Origin of the sequence: Streptomyces sp. NPDC048484, from assembly GCF_040651415.1 — a bacterium.
Taxonomy (GTDB): Bacteria; Actinomycetota; Actinomycetes; order Streptomycetales; family Streptomycetaceae; genus Streptomyces.
The window spans coordinates 136,179-153,291 of record NZ_JBEZJY010000025.1 but is presented as its reverse complement, the minus strand read 5'-3'; the positions used below and the strand labels follow the sequence as shown (position 1 = coordinate 153,291).

Below are 17,113 nucleotides of genomic sequence, written 5' to 3'. Positions count from 1 at the left end.
CGCAGGCCGTCGGTGAGCAGGGCGAGGTCGGGGGTGTCCTGGCCGCGGTTGCGTGAGGCGTGTTCGACGGCTTCGAGCTGGTCGGTGAGGACCGACTTGGAGTCGTGCAGCAGCCGGCCGACGAGGGTGGACTTGCCGTCGTCGACGGACCCGGCGGTCGCGAAGCGGAGCAGTGTCGTCTCGGACAGCTGCTCGACCGACAGCGGTTCGATGGGCTTGGTGGGCTCGGTGGTGCTGGTCATGGTTAGAAGTACCCCTCGCGCTTGCGGTCTTCCATCGCGGCCTCGGACATTTTGTCGTCGGCGCGGGTGGCGCCCCGCTCGGTGAGGCGGGAGGCGGCGATCTCGGCGATGACGGTGTCCAGGGTGGTGGCGTCGGAGTCGACGGCGCCGGTGCAGGACATGTCGCCGACGGTGCGGTAGCGGACCAGGCGCCTCTCGACGCTCTCGCCGTTTTTGGGTCCGCCCCATTCGCCGGCGGTGAGCCACATGCCGGCGCGCTGGAAGACGTCGCGTTGGTGTGCGAAGTAGATCTGTGGCAGTTCGATGCCCTCGCGGGCGATGTACTGCCACACGTCCAGCTCGGTCCAGTTGGACAGGGGGAAGACGCGGACGTGTTCGCCGGGTGCGTGGCGGCCGTTGTAGAGGTTCCACAGTTCGGGGCGCTGGCGGCGGGGGTCCCACTGGGAGAACTCGTCGCGCAGGGAGAACACCCGTTCCTTGGCGCGGGCTTTCTCCTCGTCGCGGCGTCCGCCGCCGAAGACGGCGTCGAACCGCTCGGTCTGGATCTTCTCCGTCAGGGGCACGGTCTGCAGCGGGTTGCGTGTCCCGTCCGGGCGCTCCTTGAGGGCGCCGCGGTCGATGTAGTCCTGTACGGAGGCCACGTGGAGCCGCAGGTTGTGCTTCTTCACCGTGCGGTCGCGGTATTCCAGGACTTCGGGGAAGTTGTGTCCGGTGTCCACGTGCAGCAGGGAGAACGGCACCGTGGCGGGTGCGAACGCCTTGAGCGCGAGGTGCAGCATGACGATGGAGTCCTTGCCGCCGGAGAAGAGGATCACCGGCCGCTCGAACTCACCCGCCACCTCGCGGAAGATGTGCACCGCCTCGGACTCCAGGGCGTCCAGATGCGAGAGCGCGTACGGGCTGCCGGTCTCCTCCTCGGAGACGTCGGCGACGGTCGTCGTCATGCGAGACCCCTTTCGGTGAGCAGCGCGTGAAGCGCCGCCGCGGACTCCTGCACGGACTGGATGTGCGACTCGATGCGCAGATCGGGCGACTCGGGCTCCTCGTACGGGTCGTCGACGCCGGTGAGCCCGGAGATCTCGCCCGCCGCCTGCTTGGCGTACAGCCCCTTGACGTCCCGCTCGCTGCACACCTCGACCGGCGTGGCGACATGCACCTCCAGGTACGCGGCGCCGCTCGCCTGGTGGCGCCCCCGGACCGCCTCGCGGCTGTCGGCGTACGGAGCGATGACCGGCACGAGCGTCTTGACGCCGTTGCGGGCCAGCAGGTCGGCGAGGTAGCCGATGCGCTGAACGTTGGTGTGCCGGTCCTCGCGGCTGAAGCCGAGGCCCGCCGTCAGGAACGTACGGATCTCGTCGCCGTCGAGCACCTCGACGCGGTGGCCCTCCTCGCGCAGCCGTCCGGCCAGTTCGTACGCGATGGTGGTCTTGCCGGCGCTCGGCAGACCCGTGAGCCAGATGGTGGCTCCGGTCACTTGGATCTCCTGGTTCATCGAAGGCGTCGCGGTCGTCGCGGGCGTTGCGGGCGTCGAGGTCGCGGTCATGATCAGCCGTGCAGCCCGCACTCGGTCTTCGTGCTGCCCGACCAGCGGCCGGCGCGCGCGTCCTCGCCCTCAAGGACCCGGCGGGTGCAGGGGGCGCAACCGACGGACGGGTAGCCGTCCATGAGCAGCGGGTTCGTGAGAACCCCGTGCTCGGTCACGTACGCGTCCACGTCGTCCTGCGTCCAGCGGGCGATGGGCGAGATCTTGACCTTGCGGCGCTTCTCGTCCCAGCCGACGACCGGGGTGTTCGCCCGGGTCGGCGACTCGTCGCGGCGCAGGCCCGTGGCCCAGGCGCGGTACCTGGCGAGCCCCTGCTCAAGGGGCGCGACCTTCCGCAGTGCGCAGCACAGGTCGGGGTTGCGGTCGTGCAGCTTCGTCCCGTACTCGGCGTCCTGCTCGGCCACGGTCTGTCGCGGCGTGAGCGTGATGACGTTGACGTCCATCACGGCCTCGACCGCGTCCCGGGTGCCGATGGTCTCGGGGAAGTGGTAGCCCGTGTCGAGGAACACGACGTCCACGCCGGGGAAGGCGCGGGACGCGAGGTGGGCGACCACCGCGTCCTCCATCGAGGAGGTCACGCAGAACTGCCTGCCGAAGGTGTCGGCGGCCCACTGGAGGATCTCCAGGGCGGAGGCGTCCTCCAGGTCGCGGCCCGCCTGCTCGGCGAGTGCCTTGAGCTCGGCGTCCCGGCCGCTCTCAAGATCGGTGTTGGCGTCAGTGTCAGTGTGGGTACCGGTATCGGTCTGAACGCTTGTCATATCTCGTTCCCTCCACCGTCGTTGCGCTGAACTCCCCGGGCCAGCAGTCCGAGGAACTTCAGTTGGAAGGCTCGACTGCACGCTCCGCATTCCCACGCACCGTGTCCCTGTTCACTGGGACGCAGGTCCTCGTCCCCGCAGTAGGGGCAGTAGAAGGGCGCCATACGCTCGCTCACGACAACGCCTCCTCGGAAGCTCGCGCGGCCCAGGCCGCGAAGCGTTCGCCGTCCTCGCGCTCCTCCTCGAAGCGCTTCAGCACCCGCTCGATGTAGTCGGGCAGGTCCTCCGAGGTGACCTTCAGGCCGCGGACCTTGCGGCCGAATCCGGGTTCGAGTCCGAGCGCGCCGCCCAGGTGGACCTGGTAGCCCTCGACCTGGTTGCCCTCGCCGTCCAGCATCAACTGGCCCTTGAGGCCGATGTCCGCGACCTGGATACGGGCGCAGGCGTTCGGGCAGCCGTTGAGGTTGATGGTGATGGGCTCGTCGAACTCGGGGATGCGGCGCTCCAGTTCGTCGATCAGGGCGGCGCCGCGTGCCTTGGTCTCGACGATGGCGAGCTTGCAGTACTCGATGCCGGTGCAGGCCATCGTGCCGCGCCGGAACGGGGAGGGCTTGGCGGTCAGGTCAAGGGCCTCCAGCCCTTCAACCAGCGCCTCGACCTGGGGCTCCTCGACGTCGAGCACGATCATCTTCTGCTCGACGGTGGTACGGACCCGGCCCGAGCCGTGTGCCTCGGCGAGTTCGGCGATCTTCGTGAGCGTGGCACCGTCCACGCGGCCCACGCGCGGGGCGAACCCGACGTAGAAGCGGCCGTCCTGCTGCCGGTGCACCCCGACGTGGTCGCGCCAGCGCTGCACGGGCTGGGCCGGCGCCGGGCCGTCGACGAGCTCCCGCTTGAGGTACTCGTCCTGAAGGACCTGGCGGAACTTCTCCGGGCCCCAGTCGGCGACCAGGAACTTCAGGCGGGCCCTCGTGCGAAGCCGCCGGTAGCCGTAGTCGCGGAAAATGCCGATCACGCCCGCCCAGACGTCGGGGACCTCGTCCAGCGGAACCCAGGCGCCGAGACGGACGCCGATCTTCGGGTTCGTGGACAGCCCGCCGCCGACCCACAGGTCGAAACCGGGGCCGTGCTCGGGGTGCTCGACCCCGACGAACGCGACGTCGTTGATCTCGTGGGCGACGTCCAGGAGCGGGGAGCCGGAGATCGCCGTCTTGAACTTGCGGGGCAGGTTGGAGAATTCCTTGGTGCCGATGAACCGGCTCTGGATCTCGTCGATGGCCGTGGTGCCGTCGATGATCTCGTCCTCGGCGATACCGGCCACGGGCGAGCCGAGGATGACGCGGGGCGTGTCACCGCAGGCCTCGGTGGTGGACAGCCCGACGGCCTCCAGCCGGTTCCAGATCTCCGGCACGTCCTCGATGCGGATCCAGTGCAGCTGAATGTTCTGCCGGTCGGTGATGTCGGCGGAGCCGCGCGCGAACTCCTGCGAGATCTCGCCGATGACGCGCAGCTGCTGGGTGGTGAGACGTCCGCCGTCGATCCGCACCCGCAGCATGAAGTACTTGTCGTCCAGCTCCTCCGGCTCCAGGACCGCGGTCTTGCCGCCGTCGATCCCGGGCTTGCGCTGGGTGTAGAGGCCCCACCAGCGCATCCGGCCGCGCAGGTCGTTGGGGTCGATCGAGTCGAAGCCCCGCTTGGAGTAGATCGTCTCGATGCGTGTCCGCACGTTGAGACCGTCGTCGTCCTTCTTGAACTGCTCGTTGCCGTTGAGCGGGGTGAAGTGCCCCACGGCCCACTGACCCTCGCCGCGGTGACGGCTCACCTTGCGGCGGGGCGCGGCGGCAGCGGGATTCTGTGGCGTGGCGGCCATGGTTCTACGTCCTTCGGGACCGGCGGATACGGCTCTGACCTACGGGTACGGATGCATGCTTACGCGTATCGGGCAACATGGCCACATACGGGCATGCGTGCGCGTCGTTGCGCAAGTCGAGACAAGGGGAATGTCGGGCGGTGCTGGGCACGGGGCCGGGGGCCCTGGTGCCGTGGATCAGCGGACCGGACAGATGGCGCTGGACATGCGGCCGAGGTCGACGTGCCGCCGACTCACCAAGGCAATTCCAGTTCCAGACATGACGGAAGCGTGTCACGGAGATCTGGACACAGTCCAGCTTCGTCCAGGATGCGGACACCCTTGTCCCGAAGTGTGATACCGAGGTGCTGTCGGTCACATGATCCGGGCCGGACTGTGCCGGTCACCGTCCTGCCAGGTCAGCCGACCTGTGCTCCGGGCCAGGGTCCGGGCGCGGCCGCCTCCGGTTCCTCCGCCACCTTGGTGTCGAAGAGCGTGAAGCCGCGGCGCAGGTAGTTGTCCATCGCATGCTCCCCGTCCTTGCTGCAGGTGTGCAACCAGACGCGCTTCGTCCGCGCCCGCTCCGGGAGGCGCTCGGCCAGGTCCCAGGCCCGCGCGGCGCCGTACGAGAGGAGGTGTCCGCCGATGCGCCGGCCGCGGAAGGCCGGGATCAGCCCGAAGTAGACGATCTCCACGACGCCGTCGTCCTGTGCTTCCAGCTGTACATACCCGGCGGGGGTTCCGCGGCCGTAGGCGACCCAGGTCTCCACGCCCGGCCGCGCCACGTCCGCCTGCCACTGTGCGTACGTCCAGCCGAGCCGGTCCGTCCAGCGGATGTCCCCGCCGACGGAGGTGTACAGAAAGCGGCTGAACTCGGGGGAGGGCACCTCGGCGCGGACGATCCGGACGTCGCCGTCGGGGGCGGGCAGCAGGTCGGCCGGGGCGGTCTGCTCCAGGGACCAGGTGGTCACAGCGATGCTCATGCCACTCAGCGAATCACGGGGGCGGGCCCGCCTCCACGGTGGGCCCCCTCCGCGCGACGGTCACTGCACCGAGTCGTCGACCGCCGACAGCGGGACCGCGTACAGCATCCGCTCCGGGATCACCGGTGGCTTCCACTTGTTGTCCTTGTTCGCCGCCCACTCGGTGAGCGTCCACAGCTCGCCGGTCTCCTGCCAGTACGACAGCGACTCGGTGTGCTGCCCCCAGCAGGCGTACGAGGTTCCGCCGGATCCGCACTGCGCGGCCTTGGCGGCGCTCTCGTTCTGGCGCCAGAGGGTGCCGTGTCTGTCGCGGCTGCCCGGGGCGTAGGCCGTGTACCAGTCGGCCTCGCTCGCCCCGCCCGGTTTGTGGGAGAGGACGCCCTGGAGCCCGACAGCCTCGGTCTCGTACGCCTCGTCGGCGTTCACCACGTCGTCGGCGTTGCTGCCGAGCAGGCCCGTCCGGTCGCTCGCGGTGCTGTAGTAGTACCGCCAGACGCGGGCCGGTTCGCTGCCGCCGGAGCTGAACCACTCGTTGGCGACCAGGCTGTCCGGTGTCGAGGTGCGGTCGAGGGAGACCGACGCGAAACAGGGGCGGGCGTTGTCGTCGCTCGCGTCGCACGCCCCGCCGGTGAGGTTGTACGAGCCCATGGCCGGCATCACGTACTGGTAGCCGCGCGCCGACCAGCCGCCGCTCACCTTGCCGACCTCGGTGCTGTTGACGTCGGCCCGCAGGATGCGGTTCATGTCGAAGACGAACAGGGCGTTGTCGTGGTCGGCGCCGTTCTTCGCGGTGACGATCAGCTTGTCCTGGTACCAGACCATGCCGCCGATGTGGGAGCGGACGGCCCCGAAGTCCTTGCCGCCCGAGAGCGGGGCGACCAGCAGGACCCAGCGGTACTTGAGGTTCTTCGGGTCGTTCGCGTCGATGAAGGCGACCTTGGCGAGGCCCTTGTCGGCCGCCGGTTCGCCCGCCTTGTGGTCGTTGTGGGTCCAGCCGGCCAGGATGACGCGGTCGGAACCCCACTTGCCGTCGTTGTCGGCGTCCCCGGAGGTGGTGACGGACTGCGGCAGCCACTTCTGCGTCGTGGCGTCCCCGCTGTCCCAGCAGTACGCGCGCGTGGCGGTCGGTTCGACGGGCAGGGCAGCCGACTCGGTGGCGTCGCAATCGGCCTTGTTGCGCATCGGGTGGTTGGCGCTCTTGAGGACGCCGTCGACGCCGACGGTCCCGCCCATTCCGCTTTCCAGCGTGTCCAGCGTCGGCTCGGCGACCAGGTTCTCGTGCAACTGGAGCTTGTTCATCTCCGATGACGAGGTGAGCTTCGTCAAAGGGCCGGGGTTGTCGCTGCCCGCGGCCTGCGAGGTGGTGATGATCGTGGCGGCGGCGGTGAGGGCGAGGGCGGTTCCGGACAGCGTGGCCCGCAGGATACGCCCCTTGGTCCGGCGGCGGTGTCTGCCTCGGTACGTCATGGGTCCTCCCGTCGGCGGCCAACTGCCTCCTGCGATCCCACGGTTGGGCCGGAGGAGACGGATGTGGGGGGCCGTGAGAGGGATGGTACGGCAGAGGGTGGCGAGCCAGGTCGAATACCCCGTAATAGGTCGGACTGCTCACCGACCGGCGGCGCCGCGCCACCCTCCGTGTGCGGCACCACCCCCGTGTGCGGCGTCGCCCCGCAGGGGTGTGCGGCACACCCCTGCGTCAGGAGGACGGACGGTCAGGAGACGGGGCATCAGGAGACGGGGCGTGCCCGCTCCACCACCGCGGCCAGGTCGAGGGTGTGCGGCAGCGTCCCCAGTGACGACCCCCAGTCCCCGCCGAGACGTGAGGCGCAGAACGCGTCGGCGACCTCCGGCGGCGCGAAGCGGACCAGCAGCGAACCCTGCAGCACCACGGCGATCCGCTCGACAAGGCGCCGGGCGCGCCCCTCGACGCCGCCCAGATCGGCGAGTTCGGTCAGCAGGTTCTTGATCGCGCCGTCCAGGCGGTGATCGGCGCCGCGCGCCAGACCGACTTCCTGGAGATACGCGTTGAGGGCGGCCGGCTCCCGCTGGAGCGCCCGCAGTACATCGAGGGCCTGGACGTTGCCTGCGCCCTCCCAGATGGAGTTGAGCGGTGACTCGCGCAGCAGTCGCGGCATGCCGGACTCCTCCACGTACCCGTTGCCGCCCAGGCACTCCAGAGCCTCCACCGCGACCGGTGTGCACCGCTTGGTCACCCAGTACTTCGCCGCCGGCACCGCCAGTCGCAGGAAGGCCCGCTCCTGCTCGCCGCCGTCGTCGTACGCGGCGGCGAGGCGCAGCGCGAGGGTCGTCGCCGCCTCGGACTCCAGGGCCAGGTCCGCCAGCACGTTCCTCATCAGCGGCTTGTCGACCAGCCTGCCGCCGAACGCCTCGCGGTACGTGCAGTGGTGCACGGCCTGTGCGACGGCCTGCCGCATGAGCCCGGCAGAGCCCAGCACACAGTCCAGCCGGGTCGCCGCGACCATCCCGATGATGGTGCGCACCCCGCGCCCCTCCTCGCCGACCCGGCGCGCCCAGGTCCCGTCGAACTCGACCTCGGCGGAGGCGTTCGACCGGTTGCCCAGCTTGTCCTTGAGCCGCTGGATCCTGAACACGTTGCGGGTGCCGTCCGCCAGCACGCGCGGCACCAGGAAGCAGGTGGGACCCTCCGGTCCGCCGGAAGGGCCGGTCTGCGCCAGCACCAGGAAGCCGTCCGACATCGGTGCCGAGCAGAACCACTTGTGGCCCGTCAGCTCGTACGTCCCGTCCTCGGCGAGCGGTCGCGCGGCCGTCGTGTTCGCGCGTACGTCGCTGCCGCCCTGCTTCTCCGTCATGCCCATCCCGAACAGGGCACCGGCCTTCTGGGCGGCCGGCCGCAGGTCCTGGTCGTAGACGGTGGACGTGAGCCGGGGCTCCCACTCTGCCGCGAGCGCCGGGTCGCTGCGCAGCGCGGGAACCGCCGCGTGCGTCATCGACAGCGGACAGCCGTTGCCCGCCTCGACCTGGCTCCAGACCAGGAAACCGGCCGCGCGCCGCACATGCCCGCCGGGCCGCGCCCAGGCCGCCGTCAGCCCTGCGGAGACGCCCTTGCCGAGCAGCCGGTGCCAGGACGGATGGAACTCGACCTCGTCGAGGCGCTCGCCGTAGCGGTCGTGCGTGAGCAGCTTCGGCGGGTTCTCGTTGGCCAGCGTCCCCCACTTCTGCACCTGCGCGGATCCGGAGGTGCGTCCGAGGGCGGTCAGCTCGTCGCGCGCGTCGTCGAGCAGCGCGGGATCGAGGTGCCGGTCGACCGCCTCCACGAGGGCCCGGTCGGCGTTGAAGAGGTCGTACGCGACCAGCGGCGGAGCCTGGTTGGTCACGGTGTGGGTGCGGGCTGCCATGACTGCGAACCTACCCGCGGTGCGGCGATCGTCACCAAACTCCCGCCGCACCCCCCGTACGCCGAACCCCCGCCGTCGTCGGGCCGGACGTCAGGCCGGACGCGAGAGAGCGGCCAGGTCGCCGGAGCCGAGCGTGTCCTCACCGCGCGGACTCGCCGACCAGCTCGGGTTGTGGACGGTGTCGAGGTAGCGCTCGCCGAGGTCGGGGGCGATCGCCACCGACGTGAGGTCCCGTCCCCCGTGCAGGTCCATCCAGGTGGCCGCCCCGCTCACCACCGTGCCGGTCGAACCGCCGAAGAGGAATCCCCGTGCGGCCAGCCGGCGGCAGACGCGGACGGTGTCCGACTCCTCCACGTGCACCACGTCGTCCACGTACGACTCGTCGAGCAGCTGCGGACGTACCCCCATGCCGAGCCCGGGAATCATCCGCGGGCGCGCGGGCCCGCCGAAGGTCACCGAGCCGACGCTGTCCACCGCGACGATCCGCACCGGGCGCCGCCACTGCCAGAACCAGCGCGCGCAGCCCATCAGGGTGCCCGTCGTGCCGGCCCCCACGAACAGCACGTCCAGGTCCGGGAAGCGGCGGGCGATGGCCGGCGCCGTGGTGCGGTAGTGCGCCCGCCAGTTGCTCTCGTTGGCGTACTGGTTGAGCCAGACGTACCGGTCGTCCGAGGCGCACAGTGCCCGCACGTACGCGATCCGGGCGCCCAGGAAGCCGCCGTGCAGAGCGGGTTCGTCCACGACGTGGACCACGCTGCCCAGAGCCTCCATCATCCGCCGGGTCGCCGGATTGCAGCGCGCGTCGGTCACGCACCGGAACCCGTAGCCACGGCTCGCGGCGATCACGCTCAGTGCCACGCCCAGGTTCCCGGACGACGACTCGACCAGGACGGACCCCGGTCGCAGGGCGCCGCTGCGTTCGGCGGCGTTCACCATCTCGGTGGCCGCCTTCATCTTGATCGACCCCGCGAAATTGAACCCCTCGCACTTCAGGAAGAGCGGAAGCCCCATCGCCGCCCGCAGGTCGACGTAGAGCTCGTTCTCGTTGAATTCCGAAGGATCGGAAATTACAGGCATGAGTCCCCCTCATTCATGCGGCCTTCGTGCGGCGCCGTGCCCACGTCCCGTGCGGCACGGCGCCCGCCGGTCAGCCGTACCGGCGCAGCTCGTGGAAGAACCCGTCCACGACGTGCGGCTCGCCCCGACGGGCCACCTCGTCGTGGACGAACTTGCCGACCGCGAGGTCCAGGACCCCGAGGCCGAAGGGCGAGAAGACCACCGTCCGGTCGGCCGGTACGGTCACCCGCCCGGACAGCACGTCGTCCAACGTGCCGTCGATGAAGTCCCGGCCACCGCTGAGGCGTTCGGCCAGGTGCGGTGATGTCTCCGCCTTGAGGCAGTGCTCGACGTCGTCCACGAAGTTGGCCGAGGCGAGCAGGATCTCGGGTGCGAGATCGCGCAGCGACACGTGCAGCACCAGTGGGGCGTGGTCGAACCAGCCGGGGTCGTGGATGTGCGGTTCGCCCGCGACGGTGGCGAAGACCACCAGGTCGCTGGAGCGGATCAGTGACTCGGCGCTGTCGTGCACGGAGATCTGGCCCTTGGCGCCCGACCGTTCCAGATAGCCGCGGAAGCCGGCCGCGCTGTCCGCGGACAGGTCGTACACCCCGGTCTCCTCGAACGACCAGCCGGTGGCGGCCAGATAGGTGTGGATGTAGCGGGCGATCAGACCCGTACCGACGAACCCGACCCGGACCGGCCGGGTGCGGCCGCGGCTGAGCCGGTCGGCCGCGAGCGCCGCGGAGGCCGCCGTCCGGGTGGCGTTGATGATCGAGCACTCCAGGCACGCGAACGGGTAGCCCGTGTCGTGGTCGTTGAGGATCAGCACGGCCGAGGCACGCGGCAACCCGGACGCCGTGTTCCCGGGGAAACTGGAGACCCACTTGATGCCGTCCACCCGTATCCCGCCGCCGATCGACGCCGGCAGCGCGATGATCCGGGACGACGGACGGTCCTCGAAGCGCAGGAAGTACGACGGCGGGTTCACCGAGTCGCCCGCCCCGTGCAGCCGGTACACGGCCTCGACGAGGTCGACCATCTCCGACTCCCGCCCCTCCAGGGCCTGTTGGACCTGGGTGCCGGAGACGACGGTGAACGGGGGAGCGGTGAGCGCCCCGGGTTCCGGTGCGGGCCGTGCCGTTTCGTCCATGCCGGTCATGCGGTCCTCACTTCGGTGGTCGGTGTGCTGTCGGTCAGCCTGACCGGGTCGGCCAGTGCGGCGAGCACCTCGCGCGTCCCCTCGAAGGGCTCCCTGCTGTGCGCGGTGCGGATGTTGTCGACGAGCATCAGGTCACCGGAGCGCCACGGCTCGCGCGCGGTGTGTGCGTCGTACACCTCGTTGATCCGCCGGACGACGTCCTCGCCGATCGGGTCGCCGTTGCCGTAGCGGGTATTGAAGGGGAGCCCGTCGGGGCCGTAGACGTCCACCAGGTACTCGCGCACCTCGGGGTCCATCGTCCATTCGTTGAGGAAGGCGATCTGGTTGAACCAGCAGTACGCTCCCGTGGCCGGGTGGCGGACCACCGCGGCGCGGCGCTGCCGGGTGTGCAGGGAGCCGTCGCTCTGCCAGGCGGTCTCGATCGCGTGGGCACGGCAGTAGCGGTCCACGGCGGCACGGTCCTCGGTGCCGAAGGCCTCGGCGAGCGTCGCCCCGATCTCGTCGTTGTACGTCCGGGTGAGCAGCCAGCCCTCCCGCGCGAACCGTTCGGTGAGGTCGCCGGGCAGCGCGTCCAGCACGGCGACCGAGTCGGCGACCGCGGTGGCTCCGCCCTCGGCCGGCGCGTCGAGGCACGCGAACAGCATGAGACCGGGGAACTCGAGCGCGTAGCTCAGCTCGTGGTGCATGCACATCGGCTGGTTGGGCGGCCACTTGGACGAGGAGTACACGCCCTCGGTGTACGTCCGCCGGGGCGCGAAGGACTCCCGGTCGGGCATCAGGCCGGTGGCCAGCCGCCGGAAGACGTCCGCGGTCGTGTCCGGGTCGCTCAGACCCAGGCCGCGGACCAGGAGGCTGCCGTGCCCGGCGACCACGGCGCGCAGCGCGTCGCGGTGTGCGCCCGCCCAGCCCGCCGTGTCCCCCGCCACGTCGGCACGCAGGATCGGCGGGCGGCCGGGACGCAGGTCGAGGTCGGGCAGCAGCGTCCGGGACGAGGACGTCATCGTGTGGTTCCTTTCGGTCGTGCGCCGGTCGGCCGGCGGACAGATGCGCGAGTGCTCACGCGGGTGGTCTTCGGTGCGTTCCCCGGCCGGGTCCCGAACCCGGCCGTCGGCCCGGTTCACGAGGCCTCCTGACCGGCGCCGTCGAGCAGCTCCGCCAGGTCCGCGAGGACCGGGCGGAGCGTGACGTCCTTGAGGGTGATCGCCCGGTTCAGGGCGACCGCGAGCTTCACCGCCGCGAGCGAGGTGCCGCCGCGCTCGAAGAAGTGGTCCCGGCGGCCGATCCGGTCGCTCGGGATGCCCAGCACCTCGGCCCAGGCCGCCGCCAGGCGCCGCTCGCCCGGTGTGCCCGGCGCGTGCGCGCCCGGTCCGTCGCCCGGTCCGTCGGCTGCGGTGCCGGCGGAGTCGAGCTCCTCGGCGAGCGCGGTGAGCGTCTTGCGGTCGGTCTTGCCGTTGGCGGTCAGCGGCAGGCCCTCGCGCCAGTGGACGGCCGACGGGACCATGTACGCGGGAAGCGACACGGCCAGCCGCTTCAGCACGGTCCCCGGGCCGAGTGGCTCAGGACCGGCGCAGAACGCCACAAGACGCGTACCCCCTACGACAACCACAGCGCCGTCCCGGACCCCGGGCACCCGCAGCAGGGCGTTCTCGATCTCGCCGATCTCGATGCGGAAGCCGCGGATCTTCACCTGGCTGTCCCGGCGGCCGAGGAACTCCAGCTTTCCGTCGGGCAGCCACCGGCCGTGGTCCCCGCTGCGGTAGAGGCGTTCGCCCGGCCGGTACGGATCGGTGGTGAACGCCGCCTTCGTGCGCTCGGGGTCGTTGACGTACCCGCGGCCGACGCAGACACCGGAGAAGACGATCTCGCCGGGCGCGCCGAGCGGTACGGGCGACAGGTGCTCGTCGACGACGTACACGCGCACGTTGGCGACCGGCCGGCCGAGCGGGACCCGGTCCTCGGCCGGCACCCGGGACATGACCTCGTGGTTGGTGTCGTCGGACGTCTCGGTCAGCCCGTACGCGTTGACCAGCCGGATCCCGGGCTCGGCCGCGAACCAGCGCTGTACGAGTTCCTTCTTGACGGCTTCTCCGGTGACCGACACACACCGCAGGTCCGGCAGTTCGCGCGGCCGCTGCTCCAGCTCGGCCAGGACCGCCTCAAGATATGACGGGACGATCTGGAGCACGTTGACCCGGCCCTTTGTGACCGTGTCCACGAACCGCGGGACGTCCAGGATCACCTCCTGGGCGACCAGCAGGGTCCGGCCGCCGACCAGCAGCGCCGAGACCAGCTGCCACAGCGAGATGTCGAAGCACTGGGGCGCCGTCTGCGCGACGACCTGTCCCTCCTCGATACCCAGGTCGTCGATCTTGGCGAGGACGTGGTTGACGAAGCCCGCGTGCTCGCACATCGCACCTTTGGGCTCGCCGGTGGAGCCCGACGTGAAGTAGATGTAGGCGAGCTGGTCCGCGGCGACGGGGACCCCGAGGTCGCCGTCCGGGTGCTCCTCCGCGTAGGCCGTGTCGACGTGCAGTGTGCGGGCGCCGGTGTCGGCCCGGTCGAGCGTCCCGGTGCTGCCGTGCTCGGTCAGGACGAACTCGCACCCGGCGCGCCGCAGCGTCGCCTCGATGCGTCCGGCCGGGAAGTGCGGCTCGACGGGCAGGTAGACGCCGCCCGCCTTGAGGACCGCGAGGACGGCGGCCATCCAGTCCAGATCGCGTTCCATGACGACGGCGACGACCCCCTCGGGGCGCAGCCCGCGGGCGAGCAGCGCCCGGCCGAGCCGATTGGCCCGCGCGTTGAGCTCGCGGTACGTCCACTCCTCGTCACCCTGCACCGCGGCGACCGCGTCCGGATGCGCCGCCACCCGCTCCTCGAAGAGCTCGTGGACCCTGCGGTCCGGCAGTTCACGGTGCGGCCCGGCCAGAGCGTCGAGCTGGTAGCGCAGTTCGCCGCTGTTCAGCAGAGTGTGCCGGCCGTGCTCGGCGTCCGGGGCGGCGCTGAGCAGCGTGAGCGCCGTCAGGTGGTAACCGGCGATCCGGGCTGCGGCGTCGGCGTCGAGGACGTCGGTGCGGTAGCGCAGACGCAGGGTGCCGTCGTCGACGCTCACATGCAGCACGGTGCCCTCGGTGTCCTCGGGGACATCGCCGCCGTGCGGATCGAGCACGGTTTCGAAGAAGACCGGTTCGCCGGCGGCCTCCCGTACCGCCGGCTCCGCCTGTGCCAGCAGGTCGCGCCACGGGCCGGCGCCGACGGTCAGCCGGCGGCGGCGCGGCGCCGCGCCCTTCGCCGTGACGTAGCCGGTGACGATCTCGCGCTCACCGGACAGTGCCGCGAGGACCTTGGCATGCGCGGCCAGGAGCGCGGACGGCTCCCTCACCAGGCCCTCGGGCAGCGGTACTTCGTACTCGGCCGTGCCCGGGACCGGGTCGAGCGCCCACCTCGGGATCGTGTCCATTCTTTGTTCCCCCCTGTGTTCCGTATGTGCTGTGGTGCATGTAATGCCTGTGATGCCGGCGACGCCTGCCGTGGTGCCGTCAGGCGCGCCGCTGTGCGACCGCCGGATTCCCGCCCCAGTGCGCCCCCGGCGGTACCTCCTCGCCCTTCATCAGGAAGGAGTCGGCGGCGAGTACGGCGGCGTTCCCCAACGTCGTGCCGTAGTGGACGAGCGCGCCGACGCCGAGCGTGACGCCGTCCCCGATCTCGATGCGGTCGGACTTGAAGGTGCCGTCCTCCTGCGAGTGCGCCTGCACCTTGCTGTGCGCGCCGAGCGTGCAGTCGTCCCCGATGGTGGTGAGCGTGCGCTCGGTGATGTAGGAGCCGTCGTCGAAGACCCGGCGGCCGACGCGGACCCCGAGGAGCCGCCAGACCAGGTTCTTGAACGGGGTGCCGTTGAAGATGGCGATGTGCCTGTCGGGGAGCTTCCACAGCCGCTCCTGCCGCCAGAAGAGCGGGTCGTAGATGGAGTGCAGCCGGGGCTCCAGCGGACGGAACCGCAGGATGATCCGTTCCACCAGCACGTAGTAGCCGGTGGTGAACACGAGGCCGACGATCAGGGACGCCCCGAGCAGCAGGCCGCCGACGGTGCCGTGCTCTCCGTACAGGTCGAAGGCGGCGAAGCCGAGGACCGTGAGCGCGAACATGTCGAACCACCGGATGAACAGGAACAGCCCCATCGTGCGCAGGTTGTGGCGGTTCTTCGCGGCGAGGCGGCGGTGCAGCTCGTCGCCCTCGCGGAGGTGGTCGAAGCGGGTGTCGCGCTCCACGGTCCGCGGGATCTCGAAGGGCGGCGAGCCCAGCAGGCCGACCCCTTCGCGGATCTCCCCGTCGAGCGGGACCATGACCTTCGTCGCGAGCAGGACGTTCTCGCCCGTGCGGCCGTCGATCGGGTAGGCGATGTGGTTGCCCAGGAAGCTGTTCGCGCCGATCGTCGCGCGCGAGACGCGGAACGACGTACCGGAGAACTCGGCGTTCATGATCGACAGCCCGTCGGCGACCATCGTGCCGCTGCCGACGGAGGCCAGGTACGGCGTCTCGTGCGCCACCGCCGTACCGAAGTTGGAGCCGGTCTGCTGGACGTGCGAGAGGTCGTACCCGAGGGCGCGCAGGTAGTGGACGATGTACGAGCTGTCCCCGCACAGCCATTTGAAGAGATTGACGTTGGTCAGCCGCGCGACAGCGCGCTGCACCGAGTAGTGAAAGCCGTAGAGCGGATAGACCCGGTCCGGCTCCAGGAACCGGTTCAGCAGCCGCGGGACCACGGTCACGACGGCGAAGCCGATCACGATGGAGCCCACGAAGAGTGCGAGGGACAGACAGAGCGCCTCGACGTAGAACCGTCCTGACGTGATGTGCTGCGCCTCCCGGTTCAGCAGCACGTTCAGCGAGGGCGCCAGCGTCAGCAGCATGTACGTGCCCCCGACGAGGAGCGGCATGTAGACCAGGAATGTCTGGAGCATGGTGGCCAGGCCGTAGCCGACCCGGCGCGCGGTGCCGCAGTCCGCCGGGGCGACCCGTACGTAGTCCACCTCCGTGCGCTGGGCCGGGGACCCGTGCCAGTGCTGCCCGGCCGGCACCGCGGCGCCGCCGTACAGCGCGGACGCGTGGCCGAGCTGGGACCCGTCGCCCATGGAGGCGCCGATGTCCAGGACGGTGTTCTCGCCGATGAACACGTCCTGGCCCAGCGTGACGCGACCGGTACGGATGTGCCCGGCGTGCGCCTGGTAGCAGAGGAAGTGCGAGTCCTTGCGGATCACCGTGTTCGCGCCGACGGTGAACAGGTCGGTGCAGACCGGTACCGAGTGGGAGAGGATCGTGACGTTCTTGCCGATCCGCGCGCCCAGGGCCCTCAGATAGAGCACGAAGAGCGGGTTGCCGGCGAACAGGACCATGGGGTTCGCGTGCACCAGCACCTTGACGGTCCAGAAGCGCAGATAGGCCAGGCTCCAGACGGGGAACTCGGTCTCCTTCCAGCGGCCGACCAGCACCCATTTGGCCACCACCGGCATCGCGCACAGGCCGACGAAGACGGCGCCTCCGAAGAGGGCCGACCGCAGGTAGACGTCCACGACGCCGTCCCCGGCCGAGACCCAGTCGTACCCCTGGGCGGTGACGAGCCCGGAGAGGAGGCAGTACAGCGCGAAGGCCAGGAACTGCAGCGCCCCGCACAGGACGTACCGTGCGCTGCTGCCCCGCGCCGGAGGCCCGGCCGGTTCCGGTGGCGGCGCGGGCGCCTCCACCGGGACGTCGGCGAGCGCCGTCGCCAGGTCGCGGATCGTCGGATGGCCGTACACGTCGCGCATCGACACGGCCGGCAGGTCGGGGTGCTTCCTGACCCTGGCGCAGAAATGTGCCATCACCAGGGAGTTGGCACCGAGGTCGTCGAAGAAATGGCTGTCGACGGGGACCCGCTCGGCACGTACGACACCGGCGAGCACCTCCGCGAGGACACGTTCGGTCCCGTTCGCCGGGTCGCGGGTGGTCGGTGACAGCGCCGCCGGAGCGACGGTCGTGACCTCACCGGGATTTCCCACTACTTGATCTCCTTGCTGGTGATTGCTGCCAGTTATGGACTGTTCGGAGTGTTTGGCACCTCGGAGGGGAATACGTAGGATTCACGCCCGCAGTTTCATCGCGCACCTGAA

13 protein-coding genes and 2 pseudogenes are annotated in these 17,113 nt (G+C 70.4%); all 15 read right to left on the bottom strand.

The annotated features are described in order from the left end of the window. Nucleotides 1–398 (bottom strand): annotated as a pseudogene (locus AB0D14_RS25460) (hypothetical protein); the annotation flags it as partial. After that, nucleotides 308–1,186, bottom strand: a pseudogene (cysD, locus tag AB0D14_RS25455) (sulfate adenylyltransferase subunit CysD); the annotation flags it as partial. The pseudogenes AB0D14_RS25460 and cysD, both read right to left, overlap by 91 nt. Continuing rightward, on the bottom strand, nt 1,183–1,734 hold the full coding sequence (cysC, locus tag AB0D14_RS25450; protein ID WP_362783030.1) for an adenylyl-sulfate kinase: 552 nt from the start codon (nt 1,732–1,734) through the stop codon (nt 1,183–1,185). The pseudogene cysD and the gene cysC, both read right to left, overlap by 4 nt. 53 nt (nt 1,735–1,787) lie before the next feature. Then, complete coding sequence (locus tag AB0D14_RS25445) at nt 1,788–2,543, bottom strand: phosphoadenylyl-sulfate reductase (RefSeq protein WP_362782990.1); 756 nt, start codon at nt 2,541–2,543, stop codon at nt 1,788–1,790. Then, nucleotides 2,540–2,719, bottom strand: coding sequence for a hypothetical protein (locus AB0D14_RS25440; protein ID WP_362782987.1), 180 nt, complete (start codon nt 2,717–2,719; stop codon nt 2,540–2,542). Before AB0D14_RS25440 ends, AB0D14_RS25445 begins: the two co-directional genes overlap by 4 nt. Further along, nucleotides 2,716–4,413, bottom strand: coding sequence for a nitrite/sulfite reductase (locus AB0D14_RS25435; RefSeq protein WP_362782984.1), 1,698 nt, complete (start codon nt 4,411–4,413; stop codon nt 2,716–2,718). Before AB0D14_RS25435 ends, AB0D14_RS25440 begins: the two co-directional genes overlap by 4 nt. A gap of 177 nt (nt 4,414–4,590) precedes the next feature. Further along, nucleotides 4,591–4,674, bottom strand: coding sequence for a putative leader peptide (locus AB0D14_RS25430; RefSeq protein WP_349817346.1), 84 nt, complete (start codon nt 4,672–4,674; stop codon nt 4,591–4,593). A gap of 137 nt (nt 4,675–4,811) precedes the next feature. Further along, on the bottom strand, nt 4,812–5,375 hold the full coding sequence (locus AB0D14_RS25425) for a GNAT family N-acetyltransferase (RefSeq protein WP_362782981.1): 564 nt from the start codon (nt 5,373–5,375) through the stop codon (nt 4,812–4,814). Nucleotides 5,376–5,435: 60 nt separating this feature from the next. Next, nucleotides 5,436–6,842, bottom strand: coding sequence for a hypothetical protein (locus tag AB0D14_RS25420; RefSeq protein WP_362782978.1), 1,407 nt, complete (start codon nt 6,840–6,842; stop codon nt 5,436–5,438). Between the two features lie 260 nt (nt 6,843–7,102). Further along, nucleotides 7,103–8,752, bottom strand: coding sequence for an acyl-CoA dehydrogenase family protein (locus AB0D14_RS25415; protein WP_362782975.1), 1,650 nt, complete (start codon nt 8,750–8,752; stop codon nt 7,103–7,105). 90 nt (nt 8,753–8,842) lie between these two features. Beyond that, the gene (gene sbnA / locus AB0D14_RS25410; protein ID WP_362782972.1) at nt 8,843–9,829 is read right to left on the bottom strand and encodes a 2,3-diaminopropionate biosynthesis protein SbnA; all 987 of its coding nucleotides are present in this window, start codon (nt 9,827–9,829) and stop codon (nt 8,843–8,845) included. Nucleotides 9,830–9,899: 70 nt separating this feature from the next. Further along, nucleotides 9,900–10,961 carry a 2,3-diaminopropionate biosynthesis protein SbnB gene (gene sbnB, locus AB0D14_RS25405; RefSeq protein ID WP_362783027.1) on the bottom strand — a complete coding sequence of 354 codons (1,062 nt, stop codon included), beginning with the start codon at nt 10,959–10,961 and terminating at the stop codon, nt 9,900–9,902. Between the two features lie 5 nt (nt 10,962–10,966). Further along, a complete protein-coding gene (locus AB0D14_RS25400; RefSeq protein ID WP_362782969.1) occupies nt 10,967–11,971 on the bottom strand; it encodes a TauD/TfdA family dioxygenase in 1,005 nt (334 codons plus the stop codon). A 116-nt stretch (nt 11,972–12,087) separates the two neighbouring features. Next, nucleotides 12,088–14,427: an amino acid adenylation domain-containing protein gene (locus AB0D14_RS25395; protein ID WP_362782967.1), complete on the bottom strand. Its 2,340-nt coding sequence runs from the start codon at nt 14,425–14,427 to the stop codon at nt 12,088–12,090. A gap of 79 nt (nt 14,428–14,506) precedes the next feature. Then, the gene (locus tag AB0D14_RS25390; RefSeq protein WP_362783024.1) at nt 14,507–16,960 is read right to left on the bottom strand and encodes a Pls/PosA family non-ribosomal peptide synthetase; all 2,454 of its coding nucleotides are present in this window, start codon (nt 16,958–16,960) and stop codon (nt 14,507–14,509) included. Between the last annotated feature and the right edge of the window lie 153 nt (nt 16,961–17,113).

Excerpts from the sequence above, each read along its gene's own strand:
- cysC (WP_362783030.1), bottom strand. The coding sequence starts at position 1,734 with ATGAACCAGGAGATCCAAGTGACCGGAGCCACCATCTGGCTCACGGGT.
- AB0D14_RS25445 (WP_362782990.1), bottom strand. The coding sequence starts at position 2,543 with ATGACAAGCGTTCAGACCGATACCGGTACCCACACTGACACTGACGCC.
- AB0D14_RS25435 (WP_362782984.1), bottom strand. The coding sequence starts at position 4,413 with ATGGCCGCCACGCCACAGAATCCCGCTGCCGCCGCGCCCCGCCGCAAG.
- AB0D14_RS25430 (WP_349817346.1), bottom strand. The coding sequence starts at position 4,674 with ATGTCTGGAACTGGAATTGCCTTGGTGAGTCGGCGGCACGTCGACCTC.
- AB0D14_RS25425 (WP_362782981.1), bottom strand. The coding sequence starts at position 5,375 with ATGAGCATCGCTGTGACCACCTGGTCCCTGGAGCAGACCGCCCCGGCC.
- AB0D14_RS25420 (WP_362782978.1), bottom strand. The coding sequence starts at position 6,842 with ATGACGTACCGAGGCAGACACCGCCGCCGGACCAAGGGGCGTATCCTG.
- AB0D14_RS25415 (WP_362782975.1), bottom strand. The coding sequence starts at position 8,752 with ATGGCAGCCCGCACCCACACCGTGACCAACCAGGCTCCGCCGCTGGTC.
- sbnA (WP_362782972.1), bottom strand. The coding sequence starts at position 9,829 with ATGCCTGTAATTTCCGATCCTTCGGAATTCAACGAGAACGAGCTCTAC.
- sbnB (WP_362783027.1), bottom strand. The coding sequence starts at position 10,961 with ATGGACGAAACGGCACGGCCCGCACCGGAACCCGGGGCGCTCACCGCT.
- AB0D14_RS25400 (WP_362782969.1), bottom strand. The coding sequence starts at position 11,971 with ATGACGTCCTCGTCCCGGACGCTGCTGCCCGACCTCGACCTGCGTCCC.
- AB0D14_RS25395 (WP_362782967.1), bottom strand. The coding sequence starts at position 14,427 with ATGGACACGATCCCGAGGTGGGCGCTCGACCCGGTCCCGGGCACGGCC.